The following is a 17,868-nucleotide window of genomic DNA, read 5'->3' as shown; positions in this document are numbered from 1 at the left end:
AGAGAAAATGGCGCCCCCCGCGATTCATATTGACGCGTATCGGCGGCATTCCATGACGGCGATTAGCCCCCCAGTATGGTCACACACTTAATCTCGTTTTTTCTCTTGAAGCGGAATGCCTATTTCTGTATATATATATATATATATATATATATATATTGTCTATTAAGCAGTATAGCTTTAATGTCGGCGTTCATAGATTGCAGAATATTATATTTTACACATCTGGCACATTTACACGCTATCCTTTATATACTATTATTCGGCGGGAATTAACCATCGTTCAAATATGGCTGCTTCGGAGGAAATCGATATATTATCTACGGTTTGAAAAATTACTGACAAAAACATTAAAACAGGTCGGTCAATAAACGATTCGAATCATAACCACATCCAAGAGGACCGCATGTTTTGCAACACGTTCATCCCGCTTCACAGTAGTTTATTATAAATCATCTGACCTTAACTGACCATATGGTCCAAAAAAGGGTCCTCGCCGTACATGATATATCATGCTTCGGCAAATGCTCGCTCACCGTTGCGCTTCCTATAATATCTTCGACAGGAGTGGAATGCACGGTGATGCCGACGGCGGTCCTGTCCACGCATACCGGAGGGTTCACCGGATACACCTACCGGGATCTCACCGAGGATCTCATACCCATACTCGACCATTGGAAGACCCTTGATGTTCGTTTCGACTCCATATATACGGGATTCCTCGGATCCTTTGAACAGATCGATATTGTTTCAAAGATATTCACCGAATTGAAAGACGCGGACACCATGATCATAGTCGACCCCGTAATGGCGGATAACGGAGAGCTCTACCCCATCTTCAACAAAGATTTCCCAAAGGGAATGAGGAGATTATGCGAGACGGCGGATGTTATAATCCCGAACATAACAGAGGCCGCATTGCTTCTCGGTGAAAAATACATCAGGGGTCCATATTCAAAGGATTATATCGAGGGATTGCTGAGAAAGCTGGGGAGGATCGGTTCGAAGAAGATCGTTCTCACCGGCGTGTTCTTCGATAATAAACGCTTAGGTGCGGCGGCCTACGATACCGAAAAGAACGAGATATCATACTCTTTTTACGACCTTATACCCGGCTACTACCACGGGACCGGTGATGTCTTCGGCTCGGTGATAGTCTCCGCTCTCATGAAGGGTCTGGATATTAAGAAAGCAAATGCTTTAGCCGTAGAATTCACTGCCGAAAGCATAAAAAGGACCAGGGAGGCCGGCACGGATATCAGGTTCGGAGTGAACTTCGAAGAAGGACTTGGCAAACTGATCAAAAAGATCGAAGAAGGATAAGAAATGAGATTCTGCGGCGTTGAGGAAGCGAAGGAACTGGCCGATATGGCGGCGGATATCTGGATGGACTACTACACCGGATTCCTTGACAGCGAAATGATAGAGTATATAGTAAAGATGGTCCAGTCCGAGAGCGCGATAAAACAGCAGATAGAAGATGGGTATCTTTATTCTTACATAATGGATGGGAACGATAAAGCAGGATATTTCTGCGTAGTCCCGGAAGACAAATCCCTTTTCATGAGCAAATTGTACCTTTCAAAGGATTTCCGCGGTAAAGGGCTCGGTTCAAAAGCGATAGATGACATTCTGGGTCTTGGAAAGATGATGAAAAAGGAAAAGGTATATCTGCGCGCCAACAAGGACAATAAGCCATCCATCGAATTCTACAAAAGAAAAGGGTTCGTCATCACAGAAGATATCATTGAGGATATCGGCAACGGTTTCTTCCTGGATGATTATAAGATGGAATATTGTTATTGAGATGCCGTTATGTTCATACCAACCACTCCCAAAGAGGTCAACAAAAGAGGATGGAAAGCCCTTGACGTCATCATAGTTTCGGGCGACACATATATCGATTCTTCTTACAACGGAGCTGCGGTCATCGGACATTGGCTGATAGACAACGGATTCAGAGTGGGCATCGTCTGCCAGCCCGATATCGATTCTGATAAGGATATCACAAGGCTCGGGGAACCGGGATTGTTCTGGAGCGTCACCGCCGGTGCGGTTGATTCTATGGTGGCAAACTACACTCCCACCAACAAATTCAGGAAAGATGATGATTTCACACCCGGCGGCATCAACGACCGACGTCCGGACCGCGCCTGCATCGCATACACCAACCTGATAAAGAAATACATCAAGGGCAAGCCTGTCGTACTCGGCGGGATCGAAGCGAGCCTTAGGAGAATAGCACATTACGACGCATGGTCCGACTCAGTCAGAAGAAGCATATTGTTCGATTCAAAAGCGGACGTCATCACATACGGAATGGCTGAATTATCCAATCTGGAACTTGCACAGAGGATGAGGGACGGGAAGGACATTTCAGACGTAAGGGGTATATGCAGGATCGGAAAAGAGCCTCCCTCCGGCGGCTATATCGGTATGCCCGCCTATGAGAAATGCGCCGAGGACAAGAACGATTTCATCAAAGCTTTTAAGATATTCTATGAGAACAATGATCCCGTCTCTTCCAAAGGGATATTCCAAAAACACGGCGATCGGTACCTGATCCAAAACCCGCCGTCGAGACATCTCACATCCGAGGAGTTGGACCGCATCTACTCTCTGGATTATGAGAACGCCGTGCACCCGTATTATCTGAAGAAGGGAGCGGTCAGAGCGATGGATACCATCAAGAACTCCATCACGTCCCACAGGGGATGCTACGGCGAATGTTCCTTCTGTGCGATATCCGTTCACCAGGGAAGGACCGTTATATCCAGATCGGAAGGATCGATCATATCGGAAGCGGAAAGGATCGCTTCCCGACCGGGGTTCAACGGCATAATATACGATGTCGGAGGGCCGACCGCGAACATGTACGGGATCGAGTGTTCGATCAAGCCCATAAAGGGCGCCTGCAAGGACAAGAAATGCCTCTATCCGAAGCCGTGCCCATACCTTCCCATAGACCACTCAAAGCAGATCGCTCTTCTGAAGAAGATGTCCGAGATACCGGGAGTGAAGAAGGTCATGGTCGCCTCCGGAATAAGATACGACATGGTCATCTTTGACAGAAAGAAAGGCGCTGAGTATGTGGATCGGATAGTCGGGAATCATGTTTCGGGTCAGCTGAAAGTGGCTCCCGAACATACCGTCCCGCACGTTCTGGAACTTATGTGCAAGCCCGGCCCCGATGTCCTTATCAAATTCAAGGAGATGTTCGACGAATCGAATAAAAAACAAGGAAAGGACCAATTCCTCACCTATTATCTCATGGCGGCGCATCCCGGCTGCTATGAAGAGGACATGGAAGAACTGAACAATTTTGTCCACAGGGAATTGAAGACCAACCCCGAACAGGTCCAGATATTCACTCCCACACCCTCTACCGTATCCACATTGATGTATCACACAAGAAGGGACCTCGATAACACAAAGAATCTGAAGTCTGAACATTCGATGCAGACGAAACAAAAGCAGAAAGATATCCTGTTGGGATCCAAGGGGAAAGGGTATGAAAAAAGACGATGAGAGACTGTTCGATCTTATCTCCCCTATTGTCTCCGAGAATGGTCTGGATCTTAGGAATGCCGCATTCTTCGGCCCGAAAGAGTTCCAGGCTACCTGGAAAAGATCAGGGAACATGATAGACATCAGGATCTCCGATTATCTGATCGACGCACCGGATGATGTTATAGCGGATTTTTCAAAGACCGTCATCGGAACGATAAAGAAAAAAAGACCCACATACGGAAGAACATACTTGGATTGGGTGAGGTCCGACGAATACATCGACAGTAAAAGAAAGATATATCTCAGAAGAAGCAGGAACCTTACGGGATCGCCGGAAGGGAACGAAAGGAACCTTATCGAATCCTTGGACAGGCTGCTTGACTCCGGACTTCTGGATCCGGGCAGCATCGGAAATTCATTCTTCTCCTGGACAAAGATCCCCAATGTAAGGAAGTTCGGTTTCTGCTCACCCATGATGAGGGTCGTGGGTATATCGTGTTTACTTGACGATGTCTCGATCCCAGAATTCGTCTTGGATTATGTGGTGTATCACGAAGCGCTCCATCTAAAGCAGGGATACAGGCCAGGTCAGAGATCTCATTCCAAAGAATTCCGTCAGCAAGAAAGAAAATATCCAAAGTATGAAGAAGCAGAAAAATATCTCAAAGCTCTCGGCAGCAGATAAGATATCGTTCACAAACTCATGGTACAAATTCAACCATTGATCGGATCCACATTCAGAGAAATTGTTGCAAAACATTCGTTAGTAAAATGCAGTAACATTGCCAAACATTCGTTAGTAAAATGCAGTAACATTGCAAAACATTCGTTAGTAAAATGCATGCCAGTAAAATACAAATAGAAATTATAGTTGCGAACCTAACTTATTTGAATGATTAAGTTCATATCTCTTTCATGGCGGGAATTGAACTGATACCGATCTCGAAGCCTGTCGACCTGAAGTTCATCGAAGGAAAGCTGAAAGAGATAGAGGCAGAGAGCAAGAAACAAAAGAAAGCGGGCGAAAGACTTGAGTTCATCAGATTGAGGTATCTTGGATATTCGGTCCCGGAAGCGTGCATGATCAAAGGCATAACCATTCAGACCGGATACAATTGGCAGAGTTCCTGGAACGAGAACGGCATTGATTCCGTAATGCCTAACTACGGAGGCGGGAGACCCTCCGCCATGACCCTTGAACAGAAAGAAAGGTTCAGGGATGCGGTGGCAAGGGACATGATGACCACCGTTGAGGCCGGGGCGTTCGTAAGAGAACATTTCGGTATCGAATTCACTCCGAAACACATCCGTTCCATGCTCAGGTCCATGGGATTCAGACATGCCAAGCCGTATGATGTCGATTATCGGCGCCCTGCCGATGCGGAAGGCATTTTAAAAAAAGACTCGGAACAGCGCTGGACTCTGTGAGCCTGAACGATATCGCCTGGGGGTTCGCAGACGAATCCGCACAGAGGATCAGCGTAAACACCGCAAGAGTGTGGTCGTTGGGAAGACCCGTTCGAAAGATGAACTCCGATCGTGTGAACGCCAACACATTCGGGTTCTATGCGATCAACGGTAATTCTTCCGTGCTGTTCCCGGAATCATCCAAAGGCGCTGACATGTGTGCTTTTCTTGATGCGATCCGCGCAGCCAACGGAAACACGAAAGTGCTGATGATATTGGATAACGGCAGGATCCATCATACAAAGGCAGTGAGATCCCATGCGGCCGAACTCAATATCGAGTTCCTTTTCCTTCCGCCGTATTCTCCGCAGTTCAATCCGATCGAATTCATATGGAAGACCGTCAAAGCAAGGGTCTCCGGTATGTTCCTTCTCTGCAAAGATCATCTGGTGGAGTTTGTTAAAGAGACATTCATGAAAGAATCCCTGAAAATGAGCTATGCTGAAGGATGGAAGAGGACTTTTTTAATCGACCATGAGTCTAAATAGTTAGGTTCGTGATTATAGATAATATCTCTTCGTGCAGAGAGAAATCTACAGTAAACTCCTCGAATGGAAGAACAGAAAGGATCGCAAGCCCTTGCTCCTTGAAGGTGTAAGACAGTGCGGTAAAACTTATATCCTTAACAAATTCGGAAAGGAGAACTACGAGGACGTCGCATACTTCACTTTCTATAATAACCCCCGTCTGAATGACATTTTCAGTATGGATCTTGATCCAAAAAGGATAATAGATCAGCTTGGTCTGTTCCGTATGAAAAAGATCGAACCAGATAAGACGTTGGTGATATTCGATGAAATACAGCTGTGCAATCAGGCGATTGCCTCACTGAAACCCTTTTATGAGAACGCTCCGGAATACCACATTGCGTGCGCGGGTTCATTGCTAGGAGTGCTGACCTCCCAACCGTACTCGTTCCCTGTTGGAAAGGTCAACAGGCTACAGATGAGACCTATGAACTTTAGGGAGTTTCTGCTCGCGAACGCAGAAGACATGTTGGTAGAGCATATTGACAAGAGCGATCCGACTGTGCCGCTCCCATTGCCTATAGCAGACAAACTGAACACATATCTTGACTACTTTTATCTGGTGGGTGGTATGCCTGAAGCGGTAGCTTCATGGATCAACAACAAAGATATCAGAATGGTCGAAACGATACTTGAAGATATAATAAAAGGCTACGAGAAGGACTTCTCAAAACACGCTTCGGAATCACTTACCAAACTGACGCTGATCTGGAGATCCATTCCGGGCCAATTGGCAAAGGACAATAACAAATTCGTATTCGGCCATGTGAAGACCGGTGCACGATCAAAGGATCTGGAGGATGCTCTGGAATGGCTCATCAATGCGGGGCTTGTTTACAAGGTGATTAAGGTCGTGCAGCCCGCCGTGCCTATGTCAATGTTCGCAGACAATGCAAATTTCAAAGTATATCTGGCAGATATTGGGATACTGAGAAAGATGGCCGGCGTTCCACCAGATTTCATTTTTAGCAAGGACAAAGAGTATAGTCAGTATAGGGGAGCAGTTGCGGAGAACTATGTTCTTAATGAACTGGTAGCCTCTAACGGAGATGTACCGTACTATTGGAGATCTGAAGGCGTAGCGGAAGTGGACTTTGTTGCGCAGATCAACGGAATAGTAGTCCCGATCGAAGTCAAAGCCGGCAGCAACAAGTCAAAAAGCCTTCTGGAATTCATTAAAAGGTATGATCCAAAAATCGCTGTTACCATTTCCGTAAAGAGCGGAAAAACGGACAATGTGATCTACATCCCGCTTTACGTCATTTGGAAGCTGAGAGATCATATTTTGAAGACCGTCAAAAGGAAAGAATGACGCCAACCGTACAGGTCCTATTTTGAATTGAGTGGAACACTCAGCGTGGGCCATAAAAACGAAGTGAAATGATATAAGACAGACGGCATATTCACCCTTGTGCCCGAAAAAAATAAGGATTTTGTATTCGAGACGGACAACGGCTCTTTTGACGCCGATCTGGATGAAGTAAAGAGAATGGCAAAAGAAGGCGATCCGGACGGGTTGTATGCTTTGGGAATGGCCAATCTGTTCGGCATCGGCATCGAACAGAATGTCGATAATGGATTCGAATTGCTCGAAGAAGCAAGCAAGGGAGGGAATCCGGATGCGATGACTCTTTTGGTAAAGATGTTCATGTCAGGCGATTACAAAAAAATGGACAGGAAGAGGGCCGTCGAATATTCAAAGATCGGCGCAGAGGCAGGAATAAGCGATGCTCAGTTGTTCCTCGGGATAGCGTATATGGACGGTGTAGAAGTCGAAAAAGATTATAAAAAAGCCGCCGAATTGTTCAGAAAGTCCGCTAAACAAGGCAATTCGGAAGCAAGGAACTCTCTGGCGTTCCTATATCAAGAGGGATTGGGTGTCGAAAAGGATCTGTCAAAAGCATTCAAACTCCATAAGAACGCGGCATCGGCAGGGAACATAAACGCCCAATATCAGACCGGCGTATGCTATGAGAGCGGCATGGGCGTAAAGTCCGATTTTAAAAAAGCGGCCGAATGGTACGAAAAAGCGGCCGGCAACAACGACGTCTTTGCTATGGAGCGGCTCGGGATAATATACAATGTCGGGTCGGCAGAGCTGCCTAAGGATCCGGAATTGTCTTTTAAATGGTTCACGGAAGCGGCGCTCGGCGGTATGTTAGGCGCGATGTACTTTGTCGGGATGTATTATATTGACGGCTTCGGGGTAGAAAAGGACGAGGAAGAAGGGATGAAATGGCTCAGACTCGCCGCATCCAGCGGAAGCGGAGAGGCGAGGGACCTGCTTTCCAAGATTGAGTAACGGAGGAAGATCATGGAAGAAAGAGAGTACAGCGATCCGGACGATATGTATAATGAAGCTATCCTTCTCCTGAATGATGGCGGGGATGCGGATCTGAAAAGGGCGGCCGAGCTGCTCACAAAGGCTTGCGAAGAGGAGCATCTTCCATCAAAAAGAGTTATGGGGTTCCTGTATCTGGACGGAAAGGGCGTCGAACGAGATCTGAAAAAAGCTTACGATATGATCTCCGAGGCCGCGGGGGTTCTCGATCCGGTAGCGATGTATGCCCTTGGAGGAATGTATGAACGCGGTCTTGCCGTTGAGCAGAACGACCGCGAAGCGCTGTTCTATTATGCATTTGCCGCCGAAATGGGCATCCCTGGTGCTGAAGATGATGCAGATAGGATCTATACCAGACTATCTGAGCTGAGAAGCAGAAGATTGAGATCCAGGCCGATCCTGAACCTTGAGATATCCGACCAGGATGTTGAGGCGGTATGCTGCAAAAAGATGTATGACGCGGTCCTTGACGACCATTTCAGGGTCGTTGAAACTTATAAAGGAACAGAGTTGGTGGGAGATGACGAGAACGGCCTCGAGACCATATGTACCGAGTGTCCTTTCTGCGGCAAATCTGTAAAAAGAGTATCAAAAGATAAAATTTATTGAAAAAGGTTTTCAGTGTGCCACTATTGTCACTGTGTCGGTTATCTCTCTTTTCGGTATTGAGAAGTCTCCGTTCGGTGTTTGGCGAATTATCCTTTTTTCGCCTTCTTCTCCGATCGTGTAGGAAACTTCGGAATACGTTCCCTCTACTTTGAATGAATATCTGCTCTTCCTGTGTGCCCTGTCTTTACCGACGATCGTGACTGAGGTTCCAACTTTTATCACGTCATAATATCTTCTGTAGAACAGGAAGAACCATATCAGCAGCACAGCGAGGATCAGTAAGAGTAAAAGGCCGATTATCCACCATGGGAATCCGCTGTTACCTGTAGCGTTGCTGTTATCGATAACGTTGCTGTTATCAGTGTAACCCAACATACCGTCTCCGCCGTCTCCTTTGCCGTCGCCTCCGGAGTATATGGCACTCTTCACGTCTATTGTATGGTTGGACATAACGATGGTGAAGGAGTACGATCCGCTGTCGATCTCCGCTTGTGTGAGACTGTAGATGCCGTCTATCGACACCGCGGTTATCTTGTAGCCGTCCTTTGCCCCAAAGGTGAACGCCTGATCGTTGCCTGCCTGCACCGAGACCTTTCCGCTCGGAGTTATTGTGGAGCCGGGGTCGGCGGTCGCTGTTACGGTATAGGTCTTACCTTTCTCGCCCTTGCCGCCGCTGTCTCCTGAGTTTAACGTGCTCTTCACTTCGATCTTGTGGTCGGCCATCACGCCGGTGAAGGTGTATGTTCCGCCGGCTATCTCAGCCGGTGTCAAGCTGATGTAACCGTCTATCATTACCTCGGTTATGGTGTAACCGTCCTTCGCCTTGAAGAAGAAGTTTTGGGTGGCGCCCTGCAGCTCAACGATCTCTCCGCTCGGAGTTATGGTGGATCCCGTGTCTGAGGTCGCTTCGATGATGTAATTTTTATCTTTCCCTGTCGGGCCTGCAGAGTTTACCGTAAAGCTTACGGTGAAACTTACAGAGTTGACAGCCTTGGCGTTCCCGGCAGCCGGTCCGACAGTAATTGTTGCTGTATATGTTCCGGGAGAAAGGCCGGCACTGGGTGTGACCGTGAAATAATAGTTTTCTCCCGGCCCTATGTTTGAAACACTGTTCAAAGAGACAAAGAAATCCTCTTTGTTTGCACCTGCGGTCGTTATCGACAGGGCACCTGTGCCTGCATTTCCGATGTTGGTTACTGTGACATTCAGGACCTTTGGAGTGTAACCCTGCGTTTCTGTGGCAAAATCATATGGGTTTGCACTGTCGAATATTGCGCTGGTATCACTATCTTTCAGCGCAATTTCTATCAAACGAGGTATTGCGACGAGTTTGTTCCCATTCTCCACCGATACATCGAAATCATACCCTCCGGCCGAATATGCTTTTGATGCGGGACTGTTTGCTATTGTTCCGCCGCCTATGAGAACGATCTTGTCCCTAGCATGCAATACCGGAGGAACGACCCAGTCATCGCCGAAAAATACGTTGGATATATCGTTGGTCAGGTCGGTCTTACCGGTAATGGTCGCATATGTGAGATCATCGCCCGGTGTACCCGTAAAGGTCAGTTTGTAGCCTGCGGTTGTCGAGAAGTTGCCGTTGATCTTACTTCCGGCACCGAACGAGATCGTGTTCGTTCCGGCGAGAGAGACATTTCCGTTTATTGTGTTGTTGTTGATAAGAGTGATGTTATATCCGTTATTAATGCCGATGTTCGAACCGGTGATTATACCGTCATTCTCTATTTTTGCTCCCGCCGTTTCGACATTTATACCAATGTTTCCGCCCTCGATAGTGCCGTTCTGGTAATTGATGAAGGTCCTGATTCCTCCGTTCGATGTACACATTATTCCATAATTCACGCCGTATATGGTGCCGTCATTCGTGACCGTTAGGGCACCGGCAGAGTAAATACCCGAATCGGCGCCTTCGATCGTACCGTAGTTATAGACCACACCGGGATCGTAGATGCCGCTCTTTTTGGTGCCGATTATCTCGCCGTAGTTGTAAACTGTCGATACTACAAAGCAGCTAATATAAAAGCCGTTAGGGCCCTGGATAATACCATAGTTGGTAACTGAAATGTTGGAGAGAGATACGGTCCATGCTATTGCCCCCCTCCCAACATAGCTATTTTCATCATTTTTTATTGTGGCTACGTTGATCAGAGTGCTTTGAGCGCCTGTAAGCTTAATCGTATTTCCGCCTGTTGAATACAAAAGACCGGTTCTATCTTCTCTCGGGCAAACAGACAGGGTGCTGTCGGCTTTCACCTGCACGCCGCCGTTGGAGTTGTTCGGTACGGTCATTGTGCATCCGTCATCGATGATGATACGGACCTTGCCTTGGATGGAACAGATTGAAGTGTATGAGATGTTGTGGCTTACATAGTACGTGACATAATCCGTTGTTCCGCCGTTCAGGGTCGTTTCGGTGCCGGTGAGTTCGATCATCACATCCGGCAGGTCTTCGAGTACATTATTCTCATTATAAAATTGACCTGCGGCTGCTTCAGAAGACTGATTGAACGCAGGAAAAATGACCGCCGCAAAAGTTACAACTGCTATCAGCAGGAGCAGGCTCGTTTTTTTATTATTGGAGCCAATAGATGTGATCCGTTTTTTCATATTATCCCCCCACTTGATGCGATGGAATATAGAACACAAATGTTCCATCTACCACTGAACTGCACATACGCACCCCCCAGTCCTTCTCCTATAGTTATTGTTTTCCTAAATAAACATTATTGAACTACATAGAATTTATCGGTTTTTCCGGCAAAAAAAATGACTAACATTGAAAGATGAAGCATAAAGCGCATGGGAAAACAAACAGGCATATTTTATACACTTCAACGAAAAAGACTATAAGAACCAAGCGTATATGTTATAGTAAGTTCAAGTATTATATGGACAGGTGAATTAAATGGATGGGAATATCGACATAAGAAAACAAGTGGTGCTGCTTCGTTCCGTCATAGGCCGTAAGATCATGGAGATCGACGAGCTCGAGGACAAACTGACAGTGATAAAAGGCGATGAAGCGGATCAATACCTAAACATGATTGATTTCCTCAAGAAAGATATTATCGGCTACAAAACGATAGTTGACGACCTGAAAGACGGAAGCAACGACCTAAGCGGATACATTGAGGACATAGCGACCCTTCCTCCGGACTCGGTCAGGATCTACAACGACATGTACCTTCCAGCCCTCTCCGATGAGGACAGGATAGAAGATAACGCCGCGATGGATATCAAGATAAAGTATGTTCAGGATCTTAGGAGAGCGAACGAGTTGTACCTCGGAAGGATGGCTCTCACCGACCCCAAGGTGCTTGATGTCATGCTCGCCGACGAAGAACTTGTCAGACTGATAGGGAACATCGTGATGGAAACCCCGGAGTATTTTGACATCATCTTAAAACAATTATGAGGGCACAGCCCTCTTTAACCACTTCTTTTCCTGTCTGAGATAAATTTATACTACAAGGACATTAATGTGCTTGTATGTTTGCGGATGCATGCGATAAGGCAGCAAAATTCACAAGACCCTTGATAATCTCAACGAGGCACATGGATGGCAAGGTGGATGCCACTTGCGGTGCGTTCGTCATTTTGAACAAAGAGGGGTGGATAATGACCGCCGGCCATATGTTCGACTCCTTTGTAAAATTCCAAGGGGATCAGAACAAGATCAAGGAAGTGGAGGGGCTTAACTCTTCCAGAGGCCCCGGAACGGGACATATGCCGGGTATGATCCGCACAGACCCGGACTGGCTTACCAATCACTCTTTTTGGTGGGCGTGGGACGGCGTAAGGCTTGTCGAAGCGTTCGTGGACAGACAAATAGATATCTGTGTCGGAAGATTAGAACCGTTCGATTCGAAATGGATCACTGAATATCCCGTATTCAGAGATCCGAACTCTCTCAGGCCGGGCACCAGTGTATGCAGGCTGGGTTTTCCGTTTGCGAACGTCGAATCCGAGTTCGATGAGAGCGTTAAATCATTCAGGATAAAGAAGGGAGTGCTTCCGCTCCCGCTTTTCCCCAACGATGGAATGCATACACGTAACGTCCTCAAAGGAAGAAGCAAAGAAGGTAACTACGAGATGCTTTACGTGGAAACCACAACACCCGGCCTCAGGGGACAATCGGGAGGCCCGATCTTTGACACAAAAGGAAGGATATATGCTATGCAGGTGCAGACAGCGCACATGCCGCTCGGATTCCAGCCGACGGCCGAGTATGAAGGGAAGAGGGTCGTTGAGAACCAATTCATAAATGTGGGTCTCGGGATACATACGAAAACAATTCAGACGATACTGAAAGACCGCAACATAAAATTCCAAGTAGAGGGAGAAAAGAGCGGTTACAGGATATCATAATCGCCACGCATTTTTCCATCTGGCAGGGTTGTAGTTTCGGTACTTTAGGATACCTCCCCCGCTTTGCTATTAATATGAAATGCAACATGGAGGAATTACCGGTAGTTGGGCAGTTCGGGTACGCCGACGCTCAAACCGCCGGCGTACCCGGAACCGACCTGGAAGGAGACTGCCCAAGACATAAATTGTGGCCTGCGCCTCTGTGTTTGCTTACAACGACAAAGAGCACAGGTCATGGATCATATGGGCTGGGCAGGATAAAAACCCCTTCTTTAGACAGTGCTCTTTCTCTTGTCAGCGGGAGAAAAAGAATATGAAAACAGCGATTGGCATGGATGTCCATGCAAAGTTCTGTTCCGCCTATGCCGTTTATGCGGGCATGGGGGAAACACGGGAAAGGCACGAGAAGTTCCTGGATTCATTCAATAAAGAGTTCTGGAAATTCCCTGCCGACGGAGATGGAATGAAGAAGATGGCGGCGTTCCTTTCGAAGCACGAATGCCATGTCCTGATAGAGAATTCGACGAAATCTCACGAGATATACTGGATGCTGAAGGGCCTAGGTATGAACGTGACCGTTGCTCAGGCGGTGGACCTGTACCGGATAACGAGATCGGTGAAGAAGACAGACCGCAATGATTCCATCGAACTGGCGGCATATATGAGGAGAAGGCTGAACGGCGAGAATGAGTTCGCCGCTTGCTTCATCCCTTCTCCGGAATGGATGACCAAGCGGGAGATGTGCAGAGGAGTGTACAACGAAAGGATATATCTCAAAGAGGCCAGGCAGAGGATCAGAGCGCACCTGCTTCTCCACGGCATCAGTTTGTCAAAGGAATACGATGACATTCTGTCCGTCAAGGCCGTTCGGGAGATGCAGGAGCACAAGGACCCTTATCTGCTGATGCAGATAAAGTTCGCCTTGGATGCCAAATCCAGAGTAAGGTTCGTTGAGAAGGCGATAGCCCAGATGTTCTCCGGGAACCGCATGTATGAATTGATCCTTTCCATCCCCGGAGTAGGGATTGTGCCCGCAGCGTATCTGACGTCCCTGATCGTGGACATCGGAAGATTCGGCAAGGTCACGCAATTCACCGCGTCATTCGGTGTTGTGCCGGGAAAGAGGGACTCGGCCGACCACAGTCCTGACTGTCCGACCACCCACAGAGGGGACGAGGTAGCAAGGGTAATGCTTAAGCGCTGTGCGTTCTCGCATATCCAGAATGTCGAGGATTCGGTGGTCACAGAGATGTATCGCCGACTGGTGAAGAGAGGTAAAGTGAAGAACGAGGCGCTGACCGCAGCATCGAGGAAGCTGCTGACCGTGATATGGTCGGTGTTGAAGAAAAACGCACCTTACACAGTCGACCCCGAACTGCTGAAGCGTGCAAGAGAAACGGAGGATGCCGAAGAGGACTGAGCATATGATGCGAAGCGGAGAAAGGAACCGGAAACCGAAAGATTGCAGGGCTCACCGGGTCTCATGTCCTGTCGGACATCGAACGAGCAGGAGATTGCACAGTAGGGTTCCGTTCGGCCGGAAGCAGATGTGGCCTCGTTTAGCGATGGTCGGAAATGAGATGCCCTTCCCGTACCTGTCCGAGCATTGAAAAAAACTCCTTGTGATCCGTCTTTTCGCAACATGACATAGCGATAGCTTTCTAATTGTAGTAACGTATATCGCATAAATGGGGGTGTAGGCCCCAATTTATGTCTAAATGAGGTGTATACACATGATTTCCAGAACAGTGTTCCGCGTCAGGATCACCGTAGTCCTGGGTGACACCGAGGTTGTTATAGACCTCGACATACACTAAACTACAGTCGTGTGGTTCTCGTAAAGAACCCAACTCCCCTTGGGGGGTCGTTAAACACTTCCTGTGTTCTATACCAACCTCACAATATTTAAGATTTTATCAATTTTCGTTTAAGTGATATTTATTAAATAAGTATCTATATTAGCTTAATTAATTATGCCACATTATCATTATACTAAACTCAAAATCATCTTTTTACAAAATTGAACAAATAATATTGTTAATAACGTATTTAGCTTAATTAGTTACACTACGTTATATTACAGCTGATTAAAATTGCAATATCCATCACCACAGTAAAAATAATTTATTTAGTTAAGCTATTAACTAAAATAATTATAGTGTGTAATAATCTATGGTGCTTAAAAATAAAATTTACATCATATAGTGAATTTATTTTATTCAGTTAAGCAATTAACTTAATAAAATACACTGAGTAAAAATTATTGCAAAAAAATATAAAAAATATCATTTTCTGAGGTAAAAAATCACTTCACTTGAAAAAAACGATAAAAACGATCATTTTCTACAAAAAGTCAACAAAAAAGTGTCTACGACGGTTCCCCGAATATCAACTTGAACACCCTAAAAATCAACGTTTTACCATACAGAATCATGCATAATGTCGGGATAATGTGATCATTCTATCTTTTTAGGCTCAACCACCCTAAAATGCACGCTTGTGACCCTTTCCGGGAGCATGACTTATATCCGATGAGGCACTCAGGCTTTTGTGGGTGTCGAAGATACAATGCTGCAGCTTGCAGCTGTTGCACTTGGTGGGGCTGTCGGCTCCGTTGTGAGGTACGGCATTACAAGATGGTTCCCCTTCATCAAACCGATCTTATGGGGCGTGTTCACAGTGAACATAGTCGGGTGCTTCCTGATCAGCTTCATTTTCTTTTACTTCACAGATATGACCGAGATCATGAGACTGTTGATCTTCACGGGATTCTTCGGAGGGTTCACTACCATGTCTTCGGTTTCCATGGAGATGGCTCAGCATTGGAAAGATAAGCCCATGAGGGCCCTTGTTATTTTCGTACTAAGTGCGGCCGTATGTATCGGAGTGGGATTCTTAGGCAGAGGGCTTGCTTTAGTGTTATGATCTGAAACTATGGCCAAAAATGGTTGCCATTTCACTACTCAATAATAGTTAATGTTATTAAGCTATTACATTAACTAATAAAGCATTAACACACAATGTAATTATTGAATATGGTAAAGCATAATAAATTAATGTAATTAAGCAATTAGCTTAATTATTTAAATAGGTTCTGTGCGAGCCATAGCGCTGCTACTACTACCACAACAAGAACCATTATTCCTACCATGAACCATGCCATCATCTTGATCTTTTTCTCTTCTCTCATGGGATCTGAACGTCATATCTCTGAAATGATATATTTACATTTACACCCTGACCTCGACAGATGATCTTGTTTTCTAGGAAATTTGGCAGTTGAGCTTACGCTGAGACAAAGGCCGCAGACGGGTGCTTTTGCACTGTCCGAAGAAGGGTTCCGATGGGCTTTCAGCCCCCGGAACCGTCGGTTTTGATCAGTATTTCCCTAAGAATGAGCGAGTTGATCGGTTCGAAGTTGGAGAATATGCGCCTGAGGATGTTCTTTTTGTCATAGATGTACGTTACTGTCAAATTTTGAAGGGACGCGATGATGAATTTCGTCGATCTCGTCCTCAATTCGGGTACTTCGTACCTTATCATGGAAACGATCGCCTGAGCCGGGAAACCTATGAAAAGGATGCCTTTGACGGAGTTCTCGGACAATACCCTCAGCGGTCTGATATCGATTTGGTTCTTCAGGGACTCTATTAGTTTCTAGACGGAATCTCTTCTGCGGTATATCTTCAAAACATCGGCAGATGTCATTTTCTCGCTGCATTCGAGCTTAAAAAATCCCTCTCTGCCGTTGCTCAGATGCTCCCGCACATAATGAAAACTATCTTCGTCGGAACCGAGGGGTTTGCTTTGGATCCCCACGTTCAGCGATATCAGAGGGTTCCGGAGACGTTTGATCACCGTCCTCGATATCCTCAACGTTCCGTCCTTCTTTCTCTTGATGACGTCCTTGGCATCTTCCACGCACCTCTGCGCCATGCCGTCCAATATGTTCATTTTATCTTTGTACAGCTTCTCCGAGAAGAACAGGTACGTAGTTCTTCCGGAGGACTCGAAGGTTCTGGTCTGACTGTACACTGCGCCGTCATCATCCTTGTAACAGACGTTCTCCTTCCGGAACTTCGATATCCATTCGTCATCTGACGTGTCGAGCTTCTTTCGCGTGATATACCTCATGCCCTTCCCCGCTATCGCATCGGTGATGTTCTTGGAGTCGCCTCCGGCATCGAACACGAACATCGAACCGTCCCTGAGTTCGTTCATTATGTCATCCACAAGTCTCAGGAACGTGACCGGATCGGCGGTGTTGCCTTTCTCCACCGTCAAATGGAAAGGTATGTTGATCGGATCCCTCAGCTCGGCAACGCCGATGTTCACCTGCCTGAGATCGGGACGTTTATCTCTCGAATAACCGAATTCGAATATATCGGTCCGCTTCGAATACAACGCGACGGATGTGGTATCGGCGTTCACATCCGTATGCTCAAGATCGTACAGCGAGAACAGCGAATCCCGAAGGCGTACCAGCGCATTCTCCATGTTCTCTCCCACTCTCTCCACCGCTCGGTTGAGCATCCTGCCGCTTACTTCCGCCCTTATCCCGAGCTCCTTTCTCACTTCCTGCGAAGACAGCCATCTTCCGCAACCCTGTATCGAGAAATTCTCTGTCAGTCGATAAGAGATAAGAGCAGACACCAGCGGAGATAACGGCGATCCTCCGCTCTTGATCCCGTCGAAGTATTCGTCCAATCCCAATTTACCAAGGAACTCTCTCACTGCCGTTATCGTCCCGATAGGCAGGGATTTATTATCATTCGGCTCTATGGAACACGTCCCGGGCAGAAGAGGTTTTGTGGTCATGAACAAACATCCGGTCCGGGACACTTCTACCTTGCGCCAGCATCGCTTCTGATACAGCCTTAAAAAGAATCAGGTGTCGAACTCAGGTTTAACACCAACCAAATACGACAACATGACTGAATCGGTACATAACGTCATTGCAAACCGCCCGAAAACACTCAAATTGAATTATCCGACAAAGTACAAAGAAATAGTAAAATTAAAGGT

16 protein-coding genes are annotated in these 17,868 nt (G+C 46.7%); 13 read left to right on the top strand and 3 right to left on the bottom strand.

Annotated features, from left to right (window positions below):
• Window positions 1-474 precede the first annotated feature (474 nt).
• The 9 genes from Mpt1_RS02225 to Mpt1_RS02185 all read left to right on the top strand — a co-directional run bounded on the left by Mpt1_RS02225 (window position 475) and on the right by Mpt1_RS02185 (window position 8,454).
• Window positions 475-1,323, top strand: a complete 849-nt coding sequence (locus Mpt1_RS02225) for a pyridoxamine kinase (protein WP_048111702.1) — start codon at window positions 475-477, stop codon at window positions 1,321-1,323.
• 3 nt (window positions 1,324-1,326) lie between these two features.
• A complete protein-coding gene (locus Mpt1_RS02220; protein ID WP_048111700.1) occupies window positions 1,327-1,806 on the top strand; it encodes a GNAT family N-acetyltransferase in 480 nt (159 codons plus the stop codon).
• Window positions 1,807-1,815: 9 nt separating this feature from the next.
• Complete coding sequence (locus tag Mpt1_RS02215) at window positions 1,816-3,528, top strand: YgiQ family radical SAM protein (RefSeq protein ID WP_048111698.1); 1,713 nt, start codon at window positions 1,816-1,818, stop codon at window positions 3,526-3,528.
• A complete protein-coding gene (locus tag Mpt1_RS02210; RefSeq protein WP_048111696.1) occupies window positions 3,512-4,195 on the top strand; it encodes a M48 metallopeptidase family protein in 684 nt (227 codons plus the stop codon). The genes Mpt1_RS02215 and Mpt1_RS02210 overlap by 17 nt, the downstream gene beginning before the upstream one ends.
• A 230-nt stretch (window positions 4,196-4,425) precedes the next feature.
• On the top strand, window positions 4,426-4,938 hold the full coding sequence (locus tag Mpt1_RS02205) for a helix-turn-helix domain-containing protein (RefSeq protein WP_048111303.1): 513 nt from the start codon (window positions 4,426-4,428) through the stop codon (window positions 4,936-4,938).
• Entirely contained in the window at window positions 4,935-5,465 is a 531-nt protein-coding gene (locus Mpt1_RS02200; protein WP_048111305.1) for an IS630 family transposase, read from the top strand. The genes Mpt1_RS02205 and Mpt1_RS02200 overlap by 4 nt, the downstream gene beginning before the upstream one ends.
• A gap of 31 nt (window positions 5,466-5,496) precedes the next feature.
• The gene (locus Mpt1_RS02195) at window positions 5,497-6,816 is read left to right on the top strand and encodes an ATP-binding protein (RefSeq protein ID WP_048111694.1); all 1,320 of its coding nucleotides are present in this window, start codon (window positions 5,497-5,499) and stop codon (window positions 6,814-6,816) included.
• Between the two features lie 99 nt (window positions 6,817-6,915).
• Window positions 6,916-7,806: a tetratricopeptide repeat protein gene (locus tag Mpt1_RS02190; protein WP_048111687.1), complete on the top strand. Its 891-nt coding sequence runs from the start codon at window positions 6,916-6,918 to the stop codon at window positions 7,804-7,806.
• A gap of 12 nt (window positions 7,807-7,818) precedes the next feature.
• On the top strand, window positions 7,819-8,454 hold the full coding sequence (locus Mpt1_RS02185; RefSeq protein WP_048111685.1) for a tetratricopeptide repeat protein: 636 nt from the start codon (window positions 7,819-7,821) through the stop codon (window positions 8,452-8,454).
• A gap of 9 nt (window positions 8,455-8,463) precedes the next feature.
• Here Mpt1_RS02185 and Mpt1_RS02180 read toward each other — a convergent pair whose 3' ends face one another.
• On the bottom strand, window positions 8,464-11,082 hold the full coding sequence (locus Mpt1_RS02180) for a hypothetical protein (RefSeq protein WP_048111683.1): 2,619 nt from the start codon (window positions 11,080-11,082) through the stop codon (window positions 8,464-8,466).
• Window positions 11,083-11,380: 298 nt separating this feature from the next.
• On the opposite strand from Mpt1_RS02180, the gene Mpt1_RS02175 reads away from it, so the two are divergent.
• The 4 genes from Mpt1_RS02175 (at window position 11,381) to Mpt1_RS02155 (ending at window position 15,768) form a co-directional block, all read left to right on the top strand.
• Window positions 11,381-11,890: a hypothetical protein gene (locus Mpt1_RS02175; protein WP_052399239.1), complete on the top strand. Its 510-nt coding sequence runs from the start codon at window positions 11,381-11,383 to the stop codon at window positions 11,888-11,890.
• Window positions 11,891-11,964: 74 nt separating this feature from the next.
• Window positions 11,965-12,843 (top strand): S1 family peptidase, encoded by an 879-nt coding sequence (locus Mpt1_RS02170; RefSeq protein WP_048111681.1) that lies wholly within the window; start codon window positions 11,965-11,967, stop codon window positions 12,841-12,843.
• 313 nt (window positions 12,844-13,156) lie between these two features.
• Entirely contained in the window at window positions 13,157-14,263 is a 1,107-nt protein-coding gene (locus Mpt1_RS02160; RefSeq protein WP_048111665.1) for an IS110 family RNA-guided transposase, read from the top strand.
• Window positions 14,264-15,393: 1,130 nt separating this feature from the next.
• Window positions 15,394-15,768, top strand: a complete 375-nt coding sequence (locus tag Mpt1_RS02155; RefSeq protein WP_052399238.1) for a fluoride efflux transporter FluC — start codon at window positions 15,394-15,396, stop codon at window positions 15,766-15,768.
• Between the two features lie 426 nt (window positions 15,769-16,194).
• Here the strand turns inward: Mpt1_RS02155 and Mpt1_RS02150 are convergent, their stop codons facing one another.
• Window positions 16,195-16,449 carry a hypothetical protein gene (locus Mpt1_RS02150; RefSeq protein WP_048111663.1) on the bottom strand — a complete coding sequence of 85 codons (255 nt, stop codon included), beginning with the start codon at window positions 16,447-16,449 and terminating at the stop codon, window positions 16,195-16,197.
• 51 nt (window positions 16,450-16,500) lie between these two features.
• The gene (locus tag Mpt1_RS07225; RefSeq protein ID WP_148305802.1) at window positions 16,501-17,661 is read right to left on the bottom strand and encodes an IS1634 family transposase; all 1,161 of its coding nucleotides are present in this window, start codon (window positions 17,659-17,661) and stop codon (window positions 16,501-16,503) included.
• Window positions 17,662-17,868: the final 207 nt, after the last annotated feature.

This window comes from Candidatus Methanoplasma termitum (assembly GCF_000800805.1).
Lineage (GTDB): Archaea > Thermoplasmatota > Thermoplasmata > Methanomassiliicoccales > Methanomethylophilaceae > Methanoplasma > Methanoplasma termitum.
Note: the sequence above shows the minus strand (reverse complement) of the source record. Positions and strands in the feature narration are given on the sequence as shown.